20 protein-coding genes are annotated in these 17,149 nt (G+C 55.5%); 10 read left to right on the top strand and 10 right to left on the bottom strand.

The window, feature by feature from the left end; all coding sequences use genetic code 11:
- Positions 1-9: 9 nt before the first annotated feature.
- Both rsxA and metG read right to left on the bottom strand, forming a co-directional pair.
- Positions 10-585 carry an electron transport complex subunit RsxA gene (gene rsxA / locus ACTF5G_RS05990; RefSeq protein ID WP_438951914.1) on the bottom strand — a complete coding sequence of 192 codons (576 nt, stop codon included), beginning with the start codon at positions 583-585 and terminating at the stop codon, positions 10-12.
- A gap of 152 nt (positions 586-737) precedes the next feature.
- The gene (metG, locus tag ACTF5G_RS05985; RefSeq protein WP_438951913.1) at positions 738-2,759 is read right to left on the bottom strand and encodes a methionine--tRNA ligase; all 2,022 of its coding nucleotides are present in this window, start codon (positions 2,757-2,759) and stop codon (positions 738-740) included.
- 128 nt (positions 2,760-2,887) lie between these two features.
- Between metG and apbC the strand changes: the two genes are divergently transcribed.
- Positions 2,888-3,715: an iron-sulfur cluster carrier protein ApbC gene (gene apbC / locus ACTF5G_RS05980; protein ID WP_438951912.1), complete on the top strand. Its 828-nt coding sequence runs from the start codon at positions 2,888-2,890 to the stop codon at positions 3,713-3,715.
- Between the two features lie 143 nt (positions 3,716-3,858).
- Complete coding sequence (gene dcd / locus ACTF5G_RS05975) at positions 3,859-4,431, top strand: dCTP deaminase (protein WP_438951911.1); 573 nt, start codon at positions 3,859-3,861, stop codon at positions 4,429-4,431.
- 42 nt (positions 4,432-4,473) lie between these two features.
- Here the strand turns inward: dcd and ACTF5G_RS05970 are convergent, their stop codons facing one another.
- Complete coding sequence (locus ACTF5G_RS05970; RefSeq protein WP_438951910.1) at positions 4,474-4,845, bottom strand: SirB2 family protein; 372 nt, start codon at positions 4,843-4,845, stop codon at positions 4,474-4,476.
- A 120-nt stretch (positions 4,846-4,965) separates the two neighbouring features.
- Here ACTF5G_RS05970 and ACTF5G_RS05965 point away from each other — a divergent pair, with 120 nt between their 5' ends.
- Positions 4,966-5,505 carry a manganese efflux pump MntP gene (locus ACTF5G_RS05965; protein ID WP_438951909.1) on the top strand — a complete coding sequence of 180 codons (540 nt, stop codon included), beginning with the start codon at positions 4,966-4,968 and terminating at the stop codon, positions 5,503-5,505.
- A 116-nt stretch (positions 5,506-5,621) separates the two neighbouring features.
- Positions 5,622-6,257, top strand: coding sequence for a hypothetical protein (locus tag ACTF5G_RS05960; RefSeq protein ID WP_438951908.1), 636 nt, complete (start codon positions 5,622-5,624; stop codon positions 6,255-6,257).
- A gap of 46 nt (positions 6,258-6,303) precedes the next feature.
- Here the strand turns inward: ACTF5G_RS05960 and ACTF5G_RS05955 are convergent, their stop codons facing one another.
- From ACTF5G_RS05955 to purM, 6 genes are all read right to left on the bottom strand, one after another.
- Positions 6,304-7,881: a sensor domain-containing diguanylate cyclase gene (locus ACTF5G_RS05955; protein WP_438951907.1), complete on the bottom strand. Its 1,578-nt coding sequence runs from the start codon at positions 7,879-7,881 to the stop codon at positions 6,304-6,306.
- Positions 7,882-7,942: 61 nt separating this feature from the next.
- Entirely contained in the window at positions 7,943-8,791 is an 849-nt protein-coding gene (locus ACTF5G_RS05950) for a DUF3014 domain-containing protein (RefSeq protein ID WP_438951906.1), read from the bottom strand.
- Positions 8,792-8,794: 3 nt separating this feature from the next.
- Positions 8,795-9,043, bottom strand: a complete 249-nt coding sequence (locus ACTF5G_RS05945; protein WP_438951905.1) for a CDGSH iron-sulfur domain-containing protein — start codon at positions 9,041-9,043, stop codon at positions 8,795-8,797.
- Positions 9,044-9,062: 19 nt separating this feature from the next.
- Positions 9,063-9,812, bottom strand: coding sequence for a DUF3108 domain-containing protein (locus ACTF5G_RS05940; protein ID WP_438951904.1), 750 nt, complete (start codon positions 9,810-9,812; stop codon positions 9,063-9,065).
- 70 nt (positions 9,813-9,882) lie between these two features.
- Complete coding sequence (gene purN, locus ACTF5G_RS05935) at positions 9,883-10,539, bottom strand: phosphoribosylglycinamide formyltransferase (protein WP_438951903.1); 657 nt, start codon at positions 10,537-10,539, stop codon at positions 9,883-9,885.
- Between the two features lie 2 nt (positions 10,540-10,541).
- Entirely contained in the window at positions 10,542-11,603 is a 1,062-nt protein-coding gene (purM, locus tag ACTF5G_RS05930; RefSeq protein ID WP_438951902.1) for a phosphoribosylformylglycinamidine cyclo-ligase, read from the bottom strand.
- Positions 11,604-11,688: 85 nt separating this feature from the next.
- Here purM and ACTF5G_RS05925 point away from each other — a divergent pair, with 85 nt between their 5' ends.
- The gene (locus ACTF5G_RS05925; RefSeq protein ID WP_438951901.1) at positions 11,689-12,810 is read left to right on the top strand and encodes a DUF2066 domain-containing protein; all 1,122 of its coding nucleotides are present in this window, start codon (positions 11,689-11,691) and stop codon (positions 12,808-12,810) included.
- The gene (hda, locus tag ACTF5G_RS05920) at positions 12,810-13,514 is read left to right on the top strand and encodes a DnaA regulatory inactivator Hda (protein ID WP_438951900.1); all 705 of its coding nucleotides are present in this window, start codon (positions 12,810-12,812) and stop codon (positions 13,512-13,514) included. Before ACTF5G_RS05925 ends, hda begins: the two co-directional genes overlap by 1 nt.
- Before the next feature lie 32 nt (positions 13,515-13,546).
- On the opposite strand, the gene ACTF5G_RS05915 is transcribed toward hda, so the two are convergent.
- Entirely contained in the window at positions 13,547-14,029 is a 483-nt protein-coding gene (locus ACTF5G_RS05915; RefSeq protein WP_438951899.1) for a TlpA family protein disulfide reductase, read from the bottom strand.
- Positions 14,030-14,123: 94 nt separating this feature from the next.
- On the opposite strand from ACTF5G_RS05915, the gene arsC reads away from it, so the two are divergent.
- The 4 genes from arsC to sppA form a co-directional block, all read left to right on the top strand.
- Entirely contained in the window at positions 14,124-14,468 is a 345-nt protein-coding gene (gene arsC, locus ACTF5G_RS05910) for an arsenate reductase (glutaredoxin) (RefSeq protein WP_438951898.1), read from the top strand.
- Positions 14,468-15,061 carry an NAD(P)H:quinone oxidoreductase gene (wrbA, locus tag ACTF5G_RS05905; protein ID WP_438951897.1) on the top strand — a complete coding sequence of 198 codons (594 nt, stop codon included), beginning with the start codon at positions 14,468-14,470 and terminating at the stop codon, positions 15,059-15,061. Before arsC ends, wrbA begins: the two co-directional genes overlap by 1 nt.
- On the top strand, positions 15,058-15,480 hold the full coding sequence (locus tag ACTF5G_RS05900) for a DUF2069 domain-containing protein (protein ID WP_438951896.1): 423 nt from the start codon (positions 15,058-15,060) through the stop codon (positions 15,478-15,480). Before wrbA ends, ACTF5G_RS05900 begins: the two co-directional genes overlap by 4 nt.
- A partial coding sequence (sppA, locus tag ACTF5G_RS05895) for a signal peptide peptidase SppA (protein ID WP_438951895.1) occupies positions 15,477-17,149 on the top strand: 1,673 nt, incomplete at its 3' end. The genes ACTF5G_RS05900 and sppA, both read left to right, overlap by 4 nt.

Genomic DNA, 17,149 nt, shown 5'->3' with positions numbered 1-17,149 from the left:
GGAGAAACCCTATACCAGCCCGCTAAAGCCCATGAAGGCCAATGACATCAGACCGGCGGTAATCATGCCGATGGCGGCTCCGCGAAAAGGTGTTGGTACGTCGGCCACCGCCAGTCTCTCTCGCATGGCGGAAAACAGAATCAATACCAGTGAAAAGCCGATGGCGGCACCGAAACCATACAGCGTGGACTGGAACAGGTTGTGGGCCTTGGCGGTATTCTGTAACGCTACCCCAAGTACTGCACAATTGGTGGTAATCAGCGGCAGAAATACCCCCAGAACCCGATACAGCAGGGGGCTGGTTTTTTCGATAAACATTTTGGTGAACTGCACGACCACTGCGATAACGAGAATGAAGGCGATGGTTTTCAGGTAGCCCAGTTCCAGAGGTAGCAGAATCCACGTATTCACCAGGTAGCTGGACATGGCGGCGAGTGTCAGTACGAAAGTGGTCGCTCCGGCCATGCCGATAGCTGTTTCCAGTTTGTTGGAGACCCCCATGAAGGGGCACAGACCAAGAAACTGGACCAGAACAAAGTTGTTCACCAGGATGGCACTGATCAGAATGACGGCAAATTCCTGCATTTCGTCCTGTCTCGCTTGTAAAGGGAGCTGATGTAACTTCAGCCATTATAACGGGCTGTATTGCTGACTAATAAGCATAAAACACAAGCTGGTTAGTTTATTTGGCCATAAGGTATAGCGTTTAGTGATACGGCAGTATCGCTGCCGGTTGTTCAGACGATTCGCTGCCCGGGTTGCGCGCCACTATCGGGAGACAACAAATAGATACCCTGTTTGTCCCCGGCCGCGAGTACCATCCCTTCCGACAGACCAAAGCGCATTTTTCGGGGTGCCAGATTGGCCACCAGCACGGTCAGCCTGCCTTCCAGATGTTCTGGCTGATAGGAGGACTTGATCCCGGAAAATACCGTGCGGGTCTCGCCGCCGATATCCAGTGTCAGTTGCAGCAGTTTGTCGGCACCCTCTACCGCTTTTGCCGCCACAATGCGCGCCACACGCAGATCCACCTTGATAAAATCCTCGAAGCCGATTTCCGCAGCCAGTGGCTCGTCGATCAATGGTTCCGAGAGTGGGGTTGTTGTGGTTTCCGCCAGTGCTTCCTTGCTGGCTTCCAGCATAGCGGCCACCCTGTCCGGGTCTACCCGCTGCATCAACGGTTTGAAATTGTCGATGCGGTGGTTCAGCAGCGGTTCGATTTTGGTGGGCCAGTCCAACGGGCTGTTGAGGAATGCCTCTGCCTCTGCGGCCATCGCAGGCAGCACTGGCTTCAGGTAAATCATCAGGGCGCGGAACAGGTTGATACCGAGAGAGCAGATGTCCTGCACCTCTTGTTCGCGGACTTCTTCCTTTGCCAGCTGCCAGGGTGCTTTCGCGGCAATATATTCGTTGGCCGCATCGGCGAGTGACATGATTTCGCGGATCGCTTTGCCGAATTCCCGCTGCTCGTAGTAGTCGGCAATACTGTCGGCAGCTGCGGAGACACGATGCCACAGGGCTTCATCGGCAATACTGGCCGCCAATACGCCATCGTTACCCTTGTTGACAAATTTGGCGCAGCGACTGGCAATGTTGACCACTTTGCCCACCAGATCGCTGTTGACCCGCTGGATGAAGTCGTCCAGATTCAGGTCCAGATCATCGACACCCGAAGAGAGCTTGGCGGCAAAATAATAGCGCAGATATTCGGGATTGAGATTGTCCAGATAGCTGCGGGCATTGATAAAGGTGCCTCGGGACTTCGACATTTTCTTGCCGTTCACCGTCAAAAAGCCATGTACGCAGATAGCCGATGGGGTGCGGAACCCTGCGCTGCTGAGCATGGCCGGCCAGAACAGGGCGTGAAAATTGACAATATCCTTGCCGATAAAGTGGTACAGCTCGCTCTCGGCCTGTTCGCTCCAGAAGGCGTCGAAATCGATGCCTTCCCGCTCGCAGAGATGCTTGAAGCTGGCCATGTAGCCGATCGGCGCATCCAGCCAGACATAGAAGTATTTGCCCGGTGCATCGGGGATTTCGAAGCCGAAATAGGGGGCATCGCGGCTGATATCCCACTCGTGCAGACCGCCCTCGAGCCATTCTCCGAGCTTGTTGGCCACCTCTTCCTGCACATGGCCGGCACGGGTCCAGGCTTTGAGAAAGTCGGTGAATTCCGGCAACTTGAAGAAATAGTGCGTGGAGACCTTCTCCACCGGTGTGGCTCCGGAGATGACCGAGACCGGGTTGATCAGGTCCGTGGGCGCATAGGTGGCTCCGCAGGCTTCGCAGTTATCGCCGTACTGGTCGTCAGTTCTGCATTTGGGACAGGTGCCCTTGATATAGCGATCCGCCAGAAACAGATGTTTTTCCGGATCATAGGCCTGGGTGATTTCCCGTGTGGCAATATGACCGTTGTCCCGCAGGCGGGAATAAATCAGTGATGACAGCTCGCGGTTCTCCGCAGAGTGGGTGGAGTGGTAGTTGTCAAATTCAATCAGAAATGCTGCAAAATCCCGCTGGTGTTCTTCCCGTACCTGGTCGATGAGTGCTTCCGGGCTGATGCCGAGCTGTTCTGCCTTGAGCATGATGGCGGTGCCGTGCGCATCATCGGCGCAGACGTAGTAACATTCATGGCCGCGCATTTTCTGGAAACGAACCCAGATATCCGTCTGGATGTATTCCACCAGATGTCCCAGATGGATTGAACCATTGGCATAGGGCAGGGCGCTGGTGACAAGAATTTTTCGGCGTTCAGTCATGTTGGAAGCTGCTGTGGTTGGCGTTGGGAATCGACGCGGTCAATAGCGGTTGTCATCGAATGCTGTTAGAGGGGCGCAACTATAACGGTTTTGACCCGTTTTTTCATCCGTAGTCAGGGGGATCTCATATGGTCGATGTAACTGTTCAGGACGGCCTGGCAGAGGTAAAACATATTATTGGTGTGGCATCCGGCAAGGGTGGCGTCGGCAAATCCACCACGGCGGTGAATCTGGCGCTGGCACTGGCGGCCCAGGGCGCCAAAGTCGGTATTCTGGACGCGGATATCTACGGCCCCAGTGTGCCGATGATGCTCGGTGTGCCCGATGGCACGCGGCCCCGGGTAGAAGAGGGGAAATACTTTGTGCCGGTGCCGGCCCACGGCATTGTGTCCATGTCCATGGGCTACCTGGTCACCGAACAGACACCCATGGTCTGGCGCGGGCCGATGGCGACCAGTGCGCTGATGCAGATGCTCAATCAGACCCGTTGGGGGACACTGGACTACCTGATAGTGGATATGCCACCGGGGACCGGTGATATCCAGTTGACCTTGGCCCAGAAGGCCAGTATGGCGGGTGCAGTGATCGTCACCACACCACAGGATATTGCCTTGCTGGATGCCCGCAAGGCGATTGAAATGTTTAGCAAGGTAAAGATTCCGGTATTGGGTATCGTGGAAAATATGGCGATGCATCGTTGCAGCCAGTGCGGCCATGAGGAGCACATTTTTGGTGAGGGCGGTGGCCAGCAGGTTGCCGAGCAGTACCATACCGAGGTGCTGGGTTCCCTGCCGCTGGATCGCCTGATTCGCGAGCAGGTCGATGGTGGCAGACCCTCGGTGATTGCGCAGCCGGAAGGTTTGGCGGCAGTGAATTATGGCCAGATCGCAGCGCGTATCGCAGCGCTTCTGGCGGTGGCTGACAGGTCTGGGGGCCCACAAATCACGATTGAATAGCCTGTTTGGGGTCGCACTTTTTAGGACTTTGACGGCTTGATCCAAACCGGTATCATGGCCCCCTTTCGGGCACGCAACAGCTGGTTCTCTGGTGGTTGTCTGTGAACCCCTGAGTCGCTGGCTATACCTGAGAGCATCACATTATGAGCATCAAATCCGACAAGTGGATTACCCGTATGTCCAAAGAGCACGGCATGATCGAGCCGTTTCAGGGGACGCAGGTTCGACAACCCGATCCCAATGGCCAGAAAGTGATTTCCTACGGGGTATCGAGCTATGGCTACGACGTGCGCTGTGCCGATGATTTCAAGATTTTCACTAACGTCTATTCCAAAATAGTTGATCCGAAGAACTTTGATTCCGATGCCTTTGTGGATGTAAAAGGGGATTCCTGCATTATCCCGCCCAATTCCTTTGCTCTCGCCCGCACCATCGAATACTTCCGCATACCACGCAATGTGCTGACCATTTGTCTCGGAAAATCCACCTATGCCCGTTGTGGCATTATTGTCAATGTCACCCCGCTGGAACCGGAGTGGGAGGGGCACGTGACGCTGGAATTTTCCAACACCACCAGCCTGCCGGCAAAAATCTATGCCAATGAAGGTGTTGCACAGATGCTGTTTTTTGAATCCGATGAGGCCTGTGAAACCTCCTATGCGGATCGGGGTGGCAAATACCAGGGGCAACGCGGGGTTACCTTGCCGAAGGCCTGACAAACACAGGGCTGCAAAGCCCCGCCCTAGGTCTGTGTGTTTTTACAGTGAGGGTGAATGAGTCACTGCCACGGCAAAAATATAGCAGAAAACTGTCACGGACATCAGGCTGAACAACAACCGGCTACCCGCAGTTCGGCCGCGTTTGATGGCACAGGTTCCCAATCCGATATAGACGAGCAGGGCGACCAGTTTGGCGGTCAGCCAGTTGTCGGCAAACGGATATTGCTGGCTGGCAATCATCAGATATACCGCGGAAGCCAGCAGCAGGGTATCGATAATATGCGGCACGATTCTGGCCCACGTTTGTTGCAGTTGTGGTGATGCATTGACCGACCAGACGGCCCGGACAACAAACAGGGTGATGTTGAGCAGGGCGAGCGCGACGTGGGTGTTTTTCAGAATCAGATACATAATATTATTCTAGTAGTGAGGTTTAACCCCTGAATATTAACCTGTCTGGCCGGATTATCCGACTACTCGTTCAGTGCTTCATGCCGCTGGGCCCATCTGAATCCCGGGGAGTTGTTTGACATGATTGAAGTCCTGTTCCTTGCCGTTGCCTTGAGTATGGATGCGTTTGCTGTGTCCATTGGTCTTGGTTCAAAGCACAGGGGCAAAGCCATCGCGCTGGCATTGATGGCCGGCGCCTATTTCGGTATTTTCCAGGCGCTGATGCCGATGATCGGCTATTTGGGTGGCAGGGGCGTGTTGGGCTGGATCGAGGCCTTTGCTCCCTGGGTGGCATTTTTTCTGCTGCTGTTGATTGGCGGCAAGATGATTTACGAATCCTTTGCCGAAGGTATTGAGGAGGATATTACCAAGATCACCCATCGGGTAATGCTGATTCTGGCTATTGCCACCAGCATTGATGCCATGGCCGCCGGCTTTGCCCTGACCTTACTGGATGTAGGGCCGCTACTCGCCTGTTTCATCATTGGTGCGACCACCTTTCTGTTCAGCGTGCTCGGGGTTTTTGTGGGTATCAAAAGTGGTACCTGGCTGGAGAGCAAAGCGGAGCTTTTTGGTGGCGTGATACTGATTTTAATCGGTTTTAAGGTGTTACTGGGGTAAACGATTTGCCCTGGCTTGCTTTGAGGGCGTCTTCTCGTTGTCATACAAATGGCACAATAAATCTGTTACGGTCGGTGCATCCTTAAGAAATCCACCAATGTTCAGCGGATACCGATATGAATACAGATGCCCCAATTGCCACTAACCGGCGCGGATGGCTTGGCGCGGTTCCGGCTCTGGTCGTGATCGCTTTGGCTGTTATTGTCTTTGAGGCCCCTGCGATTGGCGACCTGTCGGAAGAGAACCGCCACGAAGTCCCCACCCTCAGAGCGCAATGGCAGAAGGGCGAAGTGATTGTGTTGGTTCGGCATCTGGAGCGTTGTGACCGCGGGGATTCGCCTTGCCTGACAGGTGCCGACGGGATTACAGCACGATCCGTTGATGAGGGCGAGGCGCTGGCAGAGGACTTTTACCGACTCGGGTTGCTTAACACCGAGGTCTACAACAGCCCGTTGCCCCGCGCTGCCGAGACCGAGGGTATTGTGTTTGGCGATCGCGGTTTTGATCAGGACTGGCTGTTCAAGTGTAAGAAAACCATCTTCAAGGATGCGCTGGCAAAAAAGACGCCGGGCAAAAACCTGATTCTGGTGACCCACAGCAGTTGTATCGACAGCTTTGAGAAGTCTCTGGGATATGCCAGTGAAACCCCTGAATACGGCACCTCCCTGTTCTTCAGTCATGGCCCGGAAAACAAGTTGCAGGTCCACGGTTTTCTCGACATGGAAGACTGGGGCCACACACTGGGCTTTTGATACCGATTTCCCAGCTGGCCGATGACCGTCCGGTACCCCCTGACCTTCAGCTACCACTGGTCAGTATTTCCCCGTTCTCTTTACCAGCACCCGTGGTCTTCAACACCAGCGGCTGTTGTGGCATATCATAGCGTTGTTGCCGGTACAGCCAGGAGGGCAGTAGCGCATGGGCCAGTGCTTCGCGGGTGTCACTGTCAGTGGCCTCGCCGGTGAGCTGCAGTTGCCGGACCGCGGGATCATAGACGCCACTCAGGGCGGTCTGCCTTGGCCGCAGGATGGTCACTTCCCGACCCTGTAGCAGGGCAAAATAATCCGCAAATTGCATCAGTGCCCTGCCCGGGGACTGATGCTCACTCTCAAGAGTCATATCGCGGCCGATCATGGGCGTTGCCGCGCTGATGCCGACACTGCAGGACACCTCGATATCCCGGTTCGCAACACGGCAGGGTGCCTGCACGATGTCGAGTATGCGTTTGACCAGATGTGACAGGGGGTTTGTGCTCGCCTTGTGGTCGGTATTGTCAGGGGGATAGGCCAGTAGCAGCACAAATTCGTCACCGCCGATACGCGCCACCGTATCACCATCGCGAATGCATTTGCGCAACCGGTCGGCAATCGCCTCGATCAGGCGATCACCCGCGGCATGACCGAGACTGTCGTTGACATTTTTGAACAGGTCCAGATCGAGCAATACCACGGCCAGCTCGCTGTTACCCCGTCGGCCATTTTTTGTCAGTTGCTGTAATCGGTCGAGCAGTAAAAGCCGGTTGGGCAAGTCGGTCAGGCTGTCGTGGGTGGCCTGATGAGAAATGCGCTGTTCATAGTATTTCCGCTCGGTAATATCTTCCACCGAACCTTCGAAATACAGCAGGCGCTGGTCCGGCCCATATACCGTGCGCGCATTTTCCGAAATCCAGATCACAGAGCCGTCTTTTCTGTACACCTGTGACTCAAAACTTTTGACACCGCCGTTACTTTGCATGAGTTGTACAAATTCTGCCCGCCTGCCGGGATCGACATACAACTGCTGGCTGATATCCTTCAGTGCCTGCTGCAATTCAGCGGTTGTTTCGTAACCGTAAATCGTTGCCAGTGCCGGATTGACGTTTAGATAGTAGCCATCGGTTGTGGTCTGAAAAATACCCTCAATCGCATTTTCAAAGATGCTTCGATAGCGATGCTCGGCCTCAACCATGGCTTCTTCATTCGCGTGGCGTTGGGTAATATCCTGAATAAAGCCGTGCAGTGCACCTGGGTAGCCATCCATGGATACACCCTGACCCCTCTCCCAGACCCAGCGCACACTGCCATCCGCATGGTAGATACGGTATTCGACATTGATGGAAATGCCTTTTTTTAGTGCATGGTCGATCGCGTTTCGCACCCGTTTGCGATCATCGATGTGCGTGATTTCCTCATAGGAAATCCGGCTGTTGAGCAACAGGTCTCTTGCCGGGTAGCCGGTGAGTTTCAGGCAGCCCTCGCTGACAAAGTCCATGGTCCAGTGCTCGTCCTGTCGGCAGCAGTAGACCATGCCATCGAGCTCGGACAACAGCATTTCCAATAAGGGTTCGCGCTGTAGTCTGCTGGATGAGTGAACAGTATAGAGGTTGAGGTCTGCCATACATCCTTGGACAGCAAAAATCGTGCCGGTAGTGGCGTCAGGTCAATGGCCGACTGGTGGGCTAGTCTGCCAGCAAACTGCCCCGAAGTGCTCTGGCTTTATCCTGAATCCGCCGGGTGTGTTCCGGGCCCATACGGATCAGCTGCTTTTGCAGGCCAGGCAGCGCTTCCAGTTTTGGGTCCGCGTATTTGTACTGTACCGAATCCTGAATCAGGTAGATGGGTTGTAGAGGGAGCGGGGTGGCCAGAACCTGGTCGAGAGCACTGATCACAGCCTTGTCCACAGCTTCAGGCGGGTAGCCGAGCTCGCCGTAGGCCTGTTCAAGCAACGGCCGAAGCAGATGAAACAGCTTGATCAGCTGCGCGTTGTCTATGGCTTCGAGGGTGTTGACCAGGTAGTTGTAGCGCTGATAGTTGGTCGGACTGATCGAGCGCTTTTGCCCCTCCTGGGCGATCGAAAAACTGTCTTTTGGGGTGGGGATGTTGAGCATTTTGCGCAGCACATCACCGCGCGAGAGCCCATCCAGCAGGCTGGTAGCGCGGTGGACGATGTGATTGGCGGGAAACCACTGATTCAGCTTGCCATCGGAGGTCAGCGCGGCGAGTTGCTTGCGGGCGAATTCATCGCTGTCGTCCAGTGACGGCAGTTCCGATGCTGCCGGTTGCGGTGGTTGTTTGGCGACGGTTTCCTCTATCGCCGCTATCGGGTTCGAGTTGGCCGATGGCGGGGTTGGCAATACGGGTGCACCGGTTTCTGGCGCAGCAACAGTGACAGGGGTTTCATCCCCTGGCTGGAGGAAAAAGTAACTTAGCAATGCCAGACCTGCCAGCACAATAACAAGACCGATCCAAACCACAGCTTTATTTTCGGGGGCCTCTCTTTCCGGACGCTCGTCGGGGTAAACTTCCATTCGTTACTCCTTGCTCAGCTGTGTATGGGAGCCATCACAAAGCGGTGGTGTGGCAGTGCGTTTGCAAGTGCAGAAAGCCACTTTGCCGGTTCTGGTAGCCTGCCAGGGTGTGGGTTCAAAAGAGGTCCCTTCGTGAGAACCGTCGCAGAACGGTTGGCTGGCACTTTTGCCGCAGGCACACCACCAGTACGTCTGCCCTTCTGTGACCGTCTCGATGATCGGGGTCTTGCCGCCAATGTCTGGTGTTGTCACGTTGGGCATTCTCCTGGCGCTAGTGGTTGCCAGCGGTGATGGGTTTGTTGTCCAGTGTCCCCTCTTTGAGGGTGATCCGGTGATCGTCGCCATCTTCATTCTGCCAGATCTGTACCAGCAGATAGTTCATTTGCGGGGCAAACCACATATAGGTTTCACGGTCACTGCCTTTGCGGATGCGGTGAACCTTGACGGCATTGATCGGGCCCAGTGCGGTATCCACAATCTCCTCACCCATGATCTCGAAGTTGTACAGCTTTATTTTGCCGCGGTCAATCACCTGGTAGTGCAAGGGGGTAGATCCATTGATCAGATCCCTTTGTAACTGGATCTGGTAGGTAAGCTTGTTGAAGTAGTCGCCGTCCAGTTTGATCTGTCGTTGTTTCTTTTTTGACTGATAATTGGCAACCTCGGCTGCCCGGTCATAGGTCAATGACTCATCTTTCCTGATGCCGAAGATATTGCGCTCATAAGTGTACTGTTGCCCCAGCAACTTGCCCGTCGGATCCATCTGGAAAGAACCCTTTTCTGTAATACTGGCCAACAGGGTATCGGCCTTGCTTACCAGTCGATAGCTGTCTCCTTCCCTGGTCAGATGTCGCTCTGCATTGATGTCCATGCCCTTGATGGTGGCATCGTAAACGAGATGATAAGGCACCAGCGCCAGCTCTTTTGGCTCGGCGGCAACGCACAAGCCGGAAAAGAGTGATAACAGAATCAGGCCCGCTAGCGGGATTGAGGGTGGTGCATGACGAAGTGTATTAGGCATTGGCTTTGATATTCCCCTGGCGGTTTGTCAGATCCTTTTAGATGCAGTTTAGTTGTCAACGTTCAGTTATCTACCCCATGAAGGAGAATCCTGTGGGGGGCAGGGGCCTGCCAAACAGACAGGCCCTGCCGTTACTCAGTGTCACTCTGCCCTGGCAATACCAGCGCACGGCCATTGGATAAATCAGATTTTCCTTTTCAAAGACACGGCCGGCGAGGGTTTCGTTGGTGTCATCTTCAAGGATGGGGACTTCGGCCTGGATAATCGCCGGGCCGCCATCAAGCTCTGAGGTGACAAAATGCACTGTGGCACCCGTTTTGGTATCGCCGGCATCAATGGCGCGCTGATGGGTGTGCAGGCCGGGATATTTGGGCAGCAATGACGGGTGGATATTCATCATCATGCCGGCGAAGCGTTCTACAAATGCCGGGGTCAGAATACGCATGAAACCGCACAGCAGTATCAGGTTGGGCTTGTAACTTTCCAGCAGATCAGCCAGTGCCGCATCAAAGCCTTCCCGGTCAGGGAATTGCCGATGATCCAGTGCCTGACAGGGTAGACCGGACGCCCTGGCTTTCTCCAGCCCCGGGGCGTCCGGATTGTTGCTGATCACACAAACGATTTCGGCATCGATCAGGTTCATCTGTATCGCATCGATAAAGGATTGCAGATTGCTTCCCTTGCCGGAAATCAATATTGCCAGCCTTGGTTTGTAATTCGTGTTCATAGTCAATCAACCTGTCCTAGTTCAACGCGTTGTTCGCCTGGATCGGCATGGGCAATTTTGCCCATGACAAAAGCCTGCTCGCCAGCGATATGCAAGGTATCCAGTGCTGTTTGCACGGCATCCTGCGGGACGCAGATCACCATGCCGACGCCGCAGTTAAAGGTCCGGTGCATCTCGGTGGCGCTGACATTGCCGTTGCGTTGTAGCCAGTCAAAAATGGCGGGCCTCCGCCAGCTCTGGGTGTCGATGACGGCTTTGGCGCTGTCCGGCAATACCCGTGGAATATTTTCCAGCAGCCCGCCACCGGTAATGTGGGCGACGGCATGGACTGGTACATGTGCATGCTCCACCAACCCCAGCAGGGCTTTGACATAAATTCGCGTGGGCGTGAGCAGCAACTCGCCCAGCGGTTTGCCATCGACGATTTCTGTGCGCGGATCTGCGCCGGAGACTTCGATGATCTTTCGGATCAGGGAATAACCGTTGGCGTGTGGGCCGGAGGAAGCCAGTCCGATCAGGGCATCGCCCACATGCACGGCACTGCCATCAATGATGTTGGACTTTTCCACGATTCCGACGCAAAAGCCGGCCAGATCGTAATCCTCGCCTTCATACATACCAGGCATTTCCGCCGTTTCACCGCCCACCAGTGAGCAACCCGACAGCTCGCAGCCCATGCCAATCCCGGTGACCACGGCCGCAGCCGTATCGACATCCAGTTTGCCGGTGGCGTAGTAATCGAGAAAGAACAGTGGCTCGGCGCCACATACGATCAGATCGTTGACGCACATGGCCACCAGATCAATACCGATCGTGTCATGGATGCCGAGGTCGATCGCTAACTTTAGTTTGGTCCCCACCCCATCAGTGCCCGATACCAGCACCGGTTCCCTGTAGCCGCTGGGCAGACTGAACAGGGCCCCGAATCCTCCGAGACCCGCAAGAACCTCCGGCCGGCGGGTGCGTTTGGCGACCTGTTTGATCCGTTCGACCAGAGCGTTGCCTGCATCGATATCAACACCGGCATCTTTGTAGCTGAGAGAGGGTTGCTTGGGGTGACTCATTGGCTGGCCTTGCTGGGTGGTGGGTGAAAAGGTGGGATATTTTATATGAAAAAGGCAGCGGCTGGCAGTTAGATAATGTGCCTATTTGCAGGCTGCTGTTACAATCCCGACCATGAAAAACCTCTCGTTGTTGAAGAATTTTGCCGTTTTCTTGTTTATCGGTCTCTGTGGCTCACCCATTGCTGCCGCCCCGGTGGCGGATCTCTATGAGGTGCGGGTGCCGGTGCCGGATCAAAGCGATGCTGCCAGAGAATGGGCGCTGAAAACCGGCTTGGCCAAGGTGTTGATCAAGGTGACCGGCAACAGCCAGGTGCTCCTGAACCCCCAGTTGGATGGTATCACAGCGGAGGCCAGGCGCTATGTGACAGAGTACGGTTACGTGGGCTATCGCGATCCGTTGGCCACTGAAGAAGCTGCCTCAGAAGCTGCCTCGTCCAGAGAGGGGAGAGCGATCAATATCCGTTATTCCGGGCCGGCAATAGACCAGTTGCTGAGGCGTTACCAGTTGCAGATATGGCCTGCGGAGCGTCCGTCATTATTGGTATGGATTGTGGTGGATGATCCCGTTGTCGGGAAACAGTTCGTCACCAGCGAACAGTTCCCGGATGCCGGTGATGCCCTCAGCCAGTTGATGGCTGATCGGGGGGTGCCACTGTTGCGACCGATGTTCGATTTATCAGACCTCCAGATGCTGTCAGAAGAGCAGGCTTGGGCGTTTGACCAGGCGCGGATGGCAGCCGTTGCGGAGCGTTACGGTATGAATTCCTGGCTGATTCTGCGGGCCTATCGCAGCGCCGCCGGCCAGTGGCGCGGTGCCTGGCTGTTGAATGTGGAGGGTGATGACAGCCTGCATAGCCTGGCCGCTGACTCCCTGCCAAAGCTGATCGCAGGCATAGTCCCCGCTGCGGCGGACAAACTTGCCAGCCGTTACGCCTATGTACCCCAGGATATTGCCCGGGAATTGGTCATTCAGCTGGATAATATCAACGATTTTCGCGCGTACAGGGAGGCTACCGAATTTATCGAGTCCCTCAAGCCGGTCCGGGCTCTGACGGTTGACTATGTGGATGCCGATCGGGTTGGCTTGCGTGTTTCCGTGGAAGGAGAGGCGTCGCTGTTGCTGGGTATGTTGCGTCGCGACAGCCGGGCCACCGAGTTGGTACCCGATCAACCCGAGCAGTATCGGTTTAGCTGGAGGAAACCCTAGTGGCGATACAGCTCAGCTTGCCTATCAAGCTGAACGATGCCGCCACGTTCGAGAATTTTCTTGTTGCTCAAGGTGACAGCCGGCAGCTGTTGCTGACCCTGTTGCGCGACCAGTGGCCGTATGGCAAAGAGCCGATTGTTTATCTGTGGGGCAATCGCGGTAGCGGGGTTTCACACCTGCTTCAGGCCAGCTGTCACGCTGCCAGTGATCGTGGACTGTCAGTCCAGTATCTGCCGTTGTCAGCCATGCTTGAGTACCCCCCGACAGATCTGCTTGATGAACTGGAGCAATTGCCGCTTGTCTGTCTCGATGATATCCAGTTGGCTGCGGGCCGACGCGATTGGGAGGAAGCCCTGTTCGGGCTTCTCAATCGCATGCGGGATACCGGCAGTTGCCTGCTGGTGGGTGGCAATGTCACACCGCGTGAACTGCCGTTGATGCTGCCGGACCTGCAGTCCAGGCTCGGTTGGGGCCCGGTATTTCAACTTGAGACGCCGGGGGATGCTCTGCGCGAGCAGGTGGTTCAGTTTCGCGCCATGCGACGCGGTATGACACTGGATGACGGGGTGGCACGGTTCCTGGTGAACCGGGCCGCGCGCGATCTGCATGGCCTGATGGATTGTCTCGATCAACTGGAAAGCCGTTCCCTGCAGGACAAACGGAGGCTCAGTATCCCGTTTGTGAAGCAGGTGTTTGGCTGGTAGTTGCCTGCTGGAAGCCCATGGGGCGACAGCGGTTATTTTTCAGTTATTGATTCGTTCGATAATTCTGCCAGCAGTGCCGCCAGCTTTTCTTCGGTCTGGGGCCCCAGCAGGACCTGACGGTAATTGCCCGCGGCGTCGATAATCAGCGTTTCCGGCAGTACGCCACTGGGTTTGACATTGAACTGCTGGCGGGGATCGTCAAGCAGTACGGGAAAGTCTATTCCCAGCGCTGTGGCCTGCTGTTGCAGGGTCTCCCCGGTGACCCCGTCATAGTTGACGGCCAGTAGCTGCACCCGATCGCTGTGGCTGCGCTGGAAGGCATTGAGTTCCGGTATTTCCTCGCGGCAGGGCTTGCACCACTCGGCCCAGTAATTAATCAGTACTACCTTGCCGTGCAGTTGGTCGAAATCAATACGACCGCCATCAAGCAGGGCATAACCCTGTTCCCGGTCGCTGCAGCCGATGGCTGTCAGGACTAATAACGTTGTCAGTAATCGTATGGCACTGTGTTTCAATGGTGGTGTCCTCCTGCTCCGGTTTGTCTGTCTGGCCCCGTCCACCGGTTTGCAGCTAGAATGTATTTTTCTCAGGACTATTCTAACAAACATTATGATCAGCATTTACCACAATCCCCGTTGTTCGAAATCCCGTCAGACATTGGCCCTCCTTGAAGATCGCGGTCTGTCGCCGAATATCGTTCTCTATCTGGACAATCCGCCCGACAGGAAAACCCTCAAGGACATTCTCGGCAAGCTCGGTATCACAGCCCGGCAATTGCTGCGCAAGGGAGAAGACGCCTACCGGGAGAATCATCTGGCAGACGAGTCTCTGACAGAAACACAATTGATTGACGCCATGGTTGCCAATCCCAAGCTCATCGAGCGCCCCATTGTCATTAATGGCAGCCGGGCAGCACTGGGGCGTCCGCCTGAAAACGCACTGGAGATTCTCTGATGTCCCACATACTGGTTCTTTACTACTCCCGTTACGGTAACACCCGGGCCATGGCCCACCAGGTGGCGCTGGGCGTTGAGCAGGGCGGCATGGAAGGGCGGCTGCGCACCGTGCCGGCAGTATCTGCCAACTGTGCAGCCACGGAGCCGGATATTCCGGCAGAGGGCGATATTTACTGCACCAGCGAAGACCTTGCCGACTGCGCCGGGTTGATTCTGGGAAGCCCGACCCGGTTCGGCAATATGGCCGCACCCCTCAAGTATTTTCTCGATGGCACGGGCGATCTCTGGATGAACGGCAGTTTGATCGGTAAACCGGCCGCCGTGTTTACCTCCACAGGTTCACTGCACGGCGGTCAGGAAACCACGCTTCTAAGCATGATGCTGCCGCTGCTGCACCACGGCATGTTACTGATGGGGCTGCCCTACAGTGAGCAGGCACTGCATACCACCACGACCGGTGGCACACCTTACGGAGCCTCCCACCGGGCCGGCGATGGCACGCAGCCATTGAGCCCGGAAGAAACCGAACTGTGCCTCGCCCAGGGCAAACGCATGGCCGCCCTGGTGAAAATACTGGCGGTGAGCCAGTGACAGAGTCAGAACATGCTGCCGAGGTTCATGCTGCCGAGGCTAAAGTCATCAAGGCTATCCCCCGCCTGGGGAAAAAGCTCTCGATTGCGCGTTGGCTCACCCGGGGCAGTTATGGATTGCTGCTGCTGGTGCTGCTGGCCAACGGATTATGGTCTGCCACGCCGCTCAGTCTGATGGTTTTTACCCTGGTGCCGCTGGCGATCTTTATTCCGGGCCTGCGTCGGGAGCACTATAAAACCCTCTCCCTGTTGTGTTTCGTCACCCTGCTGTATTTTATGGTAACCGTCAGCAACCTGTTTGCCCCCAACGCCAATCTGCTGGATGTGGCTGAACTGGTGTTGCTGGTGATCCTGTTTGGTGCCGCCATGATGTTCAGTCGCTGGAAGCAATACTCCCTGTATCAGGATGATCAGTCATGAGTCGTGAAAAACCGGGTATTTTTCGGCGGCTGTTCGATTTGATCGGCAAGCTGGCCAGCGGTCTGCAGATATTGCTCAACATCCTGTTCCTGCTGGTTGTGGTGGTCTTCGTCCTCAGTATTTTTCGCAAGGATGTAGAACCGCTGCCGGAGAAAGCGGCCCTGCGCATTGCCCCCGGTGGCTTTCTGGTGGAACAGAAAACCTATGTGGACCCACTGACCCAGCTGTTGCAGCAGAGTGGCCCGGCCGATGCGGAAACGCTGGTGCACGATCTCACTGAAGCCATTGATGAAGCAGCGGATGATCCCCGTATTACCTCGCTGGTGCTGGAACTGGATTATCTGCTTGGCGGTGGTCTGAACAAACTGGAGGAAGTGGCACAGGCGCTCAGCAGGTTTCGTGACAGCGGCAAGCCGGTTATTGCAGTGGGTGACAATTACACTCAGGAACAGTACTACCTGGCCAGTTTTGCCGACGAGATCCATCTCAATCCGATGGGTGCAGTGCTGATTACCGGTTACGGCAGCTACCCCAACTACATCAAGGGTGCCCTCGACAGGCTTCGTATCAATGTCCATGTGTTCAGGGTGGGCAGTTACAAGGATGCCATTGAACCCTTTACCCGCACAGATATGTCCCCCGCTTCACGGGAGCACAACAGCGCCTGGCTCAATGCACTCTGGTCGGCGTATACCCAGCGAGTTGAAAGACAGCGTGAGTTGCCGGTGGATGCCATCAATGATTATGTCAACAATCTGTCGAGCAAGCTTGAAGACCACCGGGGCAATACGGCTGAAACGGCCGTTGCCAGCGGGTTGGTGGATAAACTGTCGACGCGTCCCCAGATGCTGGCCAGATTGCAGGTACTGGCGGGCAGTGACGAGGAGGGTGGCTACCGGGCCGTGGAGGTGGATCGCTACTTAAGCCATACCCGTCGAGCCCATGCAGCACAGGTGCTGCCTTCAACTGATAAAGTGGGGCTTATAGTGGCCCGGGGTGCGATTCTGGATGGTGAGCATCCCGCCGGAACCATTGGTAGCGATAGTCTGGAAAAACTGTTTCAGCAGGTGCGCAAGCAGCAATTCAAGGCGTTGGTGCTGCGCATCGACAGCCCCGGTGGCAGTGCGTTTGCCTCCGAAGTGATTCGTCAGGAGGTGGCGCTGACCCGGCAGTCGGGTATCCCGGTAATCGTCTCCATGGGTTCGGTGGCGGCATCCGGGGGTTACTGGATGGCGATGGGTGCGGATCAGATCTGGGCCAGTCCCACCACGATCACCGGCTCCATCGGGGTGTTTGGTGTGATTCCGACGTTTGAAAACAGCCTGGCCGTGCTGGGTATAAACAGCGACGGCATTGGCACCACCAATCTGGCCGATCTCTATCGTCTCGACCGACCCATGTCACCCCAGGCAAAACAGCTTATCCAGTTTGGTGTAAATCATGTCTACGATCAGTTCCTGGCCATTGTTGCGGAGGCTCGCAACAGCACTCCTGAGCAAATTCATGGCATCGCCCAGGGGCGGGTCTGGACCGGTGAAAAAGCAAAACAGCTGGGGTTGGTTGATCATCTCGGCAACCTGCAACAACTACCTAATGCTTTATTCATGCTTGTAGAATACTCAAGATCTAAAGTTACAATATTTGCAGGAAACTTTATTTTTTTTATTTT

Origin of the sequence: Porticoccus sp. (genome assembly GCF_965660005.1) — a bacterium.
Taxonomy (GTDB): domain Bacteria; phylum Pseudomonadota; class Gammaproteobacteria; order Pseudomonadales; family Porticoccaceae; genus Porticoccus.
The sequence above is the reverse complement of the archived record's forward strand: the minus strand, read 5'-3'. Positions and strand labels throughout refer to the sequence as shown.

Coding starts and splice junctions, on each gene's coding strand:
- metG (WP_438951913.1), bottom strand. CDS start 2,759: ATGACTGAACGCCGAAAAATTCTTGTCACCAGCGCCCTGCCCTATGCC.
- rsxA (WP_438951914.1), bottom strand. CDS start 585: ATGCAGGAATTTGCCGTCATTCTGATCAGTGCCATCCTGGTGAACAAC.
- purM (WP_438951902.1), bottom strand. CDS start 11,603: ATGAGTCACCCCAAGCAACCCTCTCTCAGCTACAAAGATGCCGGTGTT.
- dcd (WP_438951911.1), top strand. CDS start 3,859: ATGAGCATCAAATCCGACAAGTGGATTACCCGTATGTCCAAAGAGCAC.
- apbC (WP_438951912.1), top strand. CDS start 2,888: ATGGTCGATGTAACTGTTCAGGACGGCCTGGCAGAGGTAAAACATATT.
- ACTF5G_RS05955 (WP_438951907.1), bottom strand. CDS start 7,881: ATGGCAGACCTCAACCTCTATACTGTTCACTCATCCAGCAGACTACAG.
- ACTF5G_RS05965 (WP_438951909.1), top strand. CDS start 4,966: ATGATTGAAGTCCTGTTCCTTGCCGTTGCCTTGAGTATGGATGCGTTT.
- ACTF5G_RS05960 (WP_438951908.1), top strand. CDS start 5,622: ATGAATACAGATGCCCCAATTGCCACTAACCGGCGCGGATGGCTTGGC.
- arsC (WP_438951898.1), top strand. CDS start 14,124: ATGATCAGCATTTACCACAATCCCCGTTGTTCGAAATCCCGTCAGACA.
- purN (WP_438951903.1), bottom strand. CDS start 10,539: ATGAACACGAATTACAAACCAAGGCTGGCAATATTGATTTCCGGCAAG.
- wrbA (WP_438951897.1), top strand. CDS start 14,468: ATGTCCCACATACTGGTTCTTTACTACTCCCGTTACGGTAACACCCGG.
- ACTF5G_RS05940 (WP_438951904.1), bottom strand. CDS start 9,812: ATGCCTAATACACTTCGTCATGCACCACCCTCAATCCCGCTAGCGGGC.
- ACTF5G_RS05970 (WP_438951910.1), bottom strand. CDS start 4,845: ATGTATCTGATTCTGAAAAACACCCACGTCGCGCTCGCCCTGCTCAAC.
- ACTF5G_RS05950 (WP_438951906.1), bottom strand. CDS start 8,791: ATGGAAGTTTACCCCGACGAGCGTCCGGAAAGAGAGGCCCCCGAAAAT.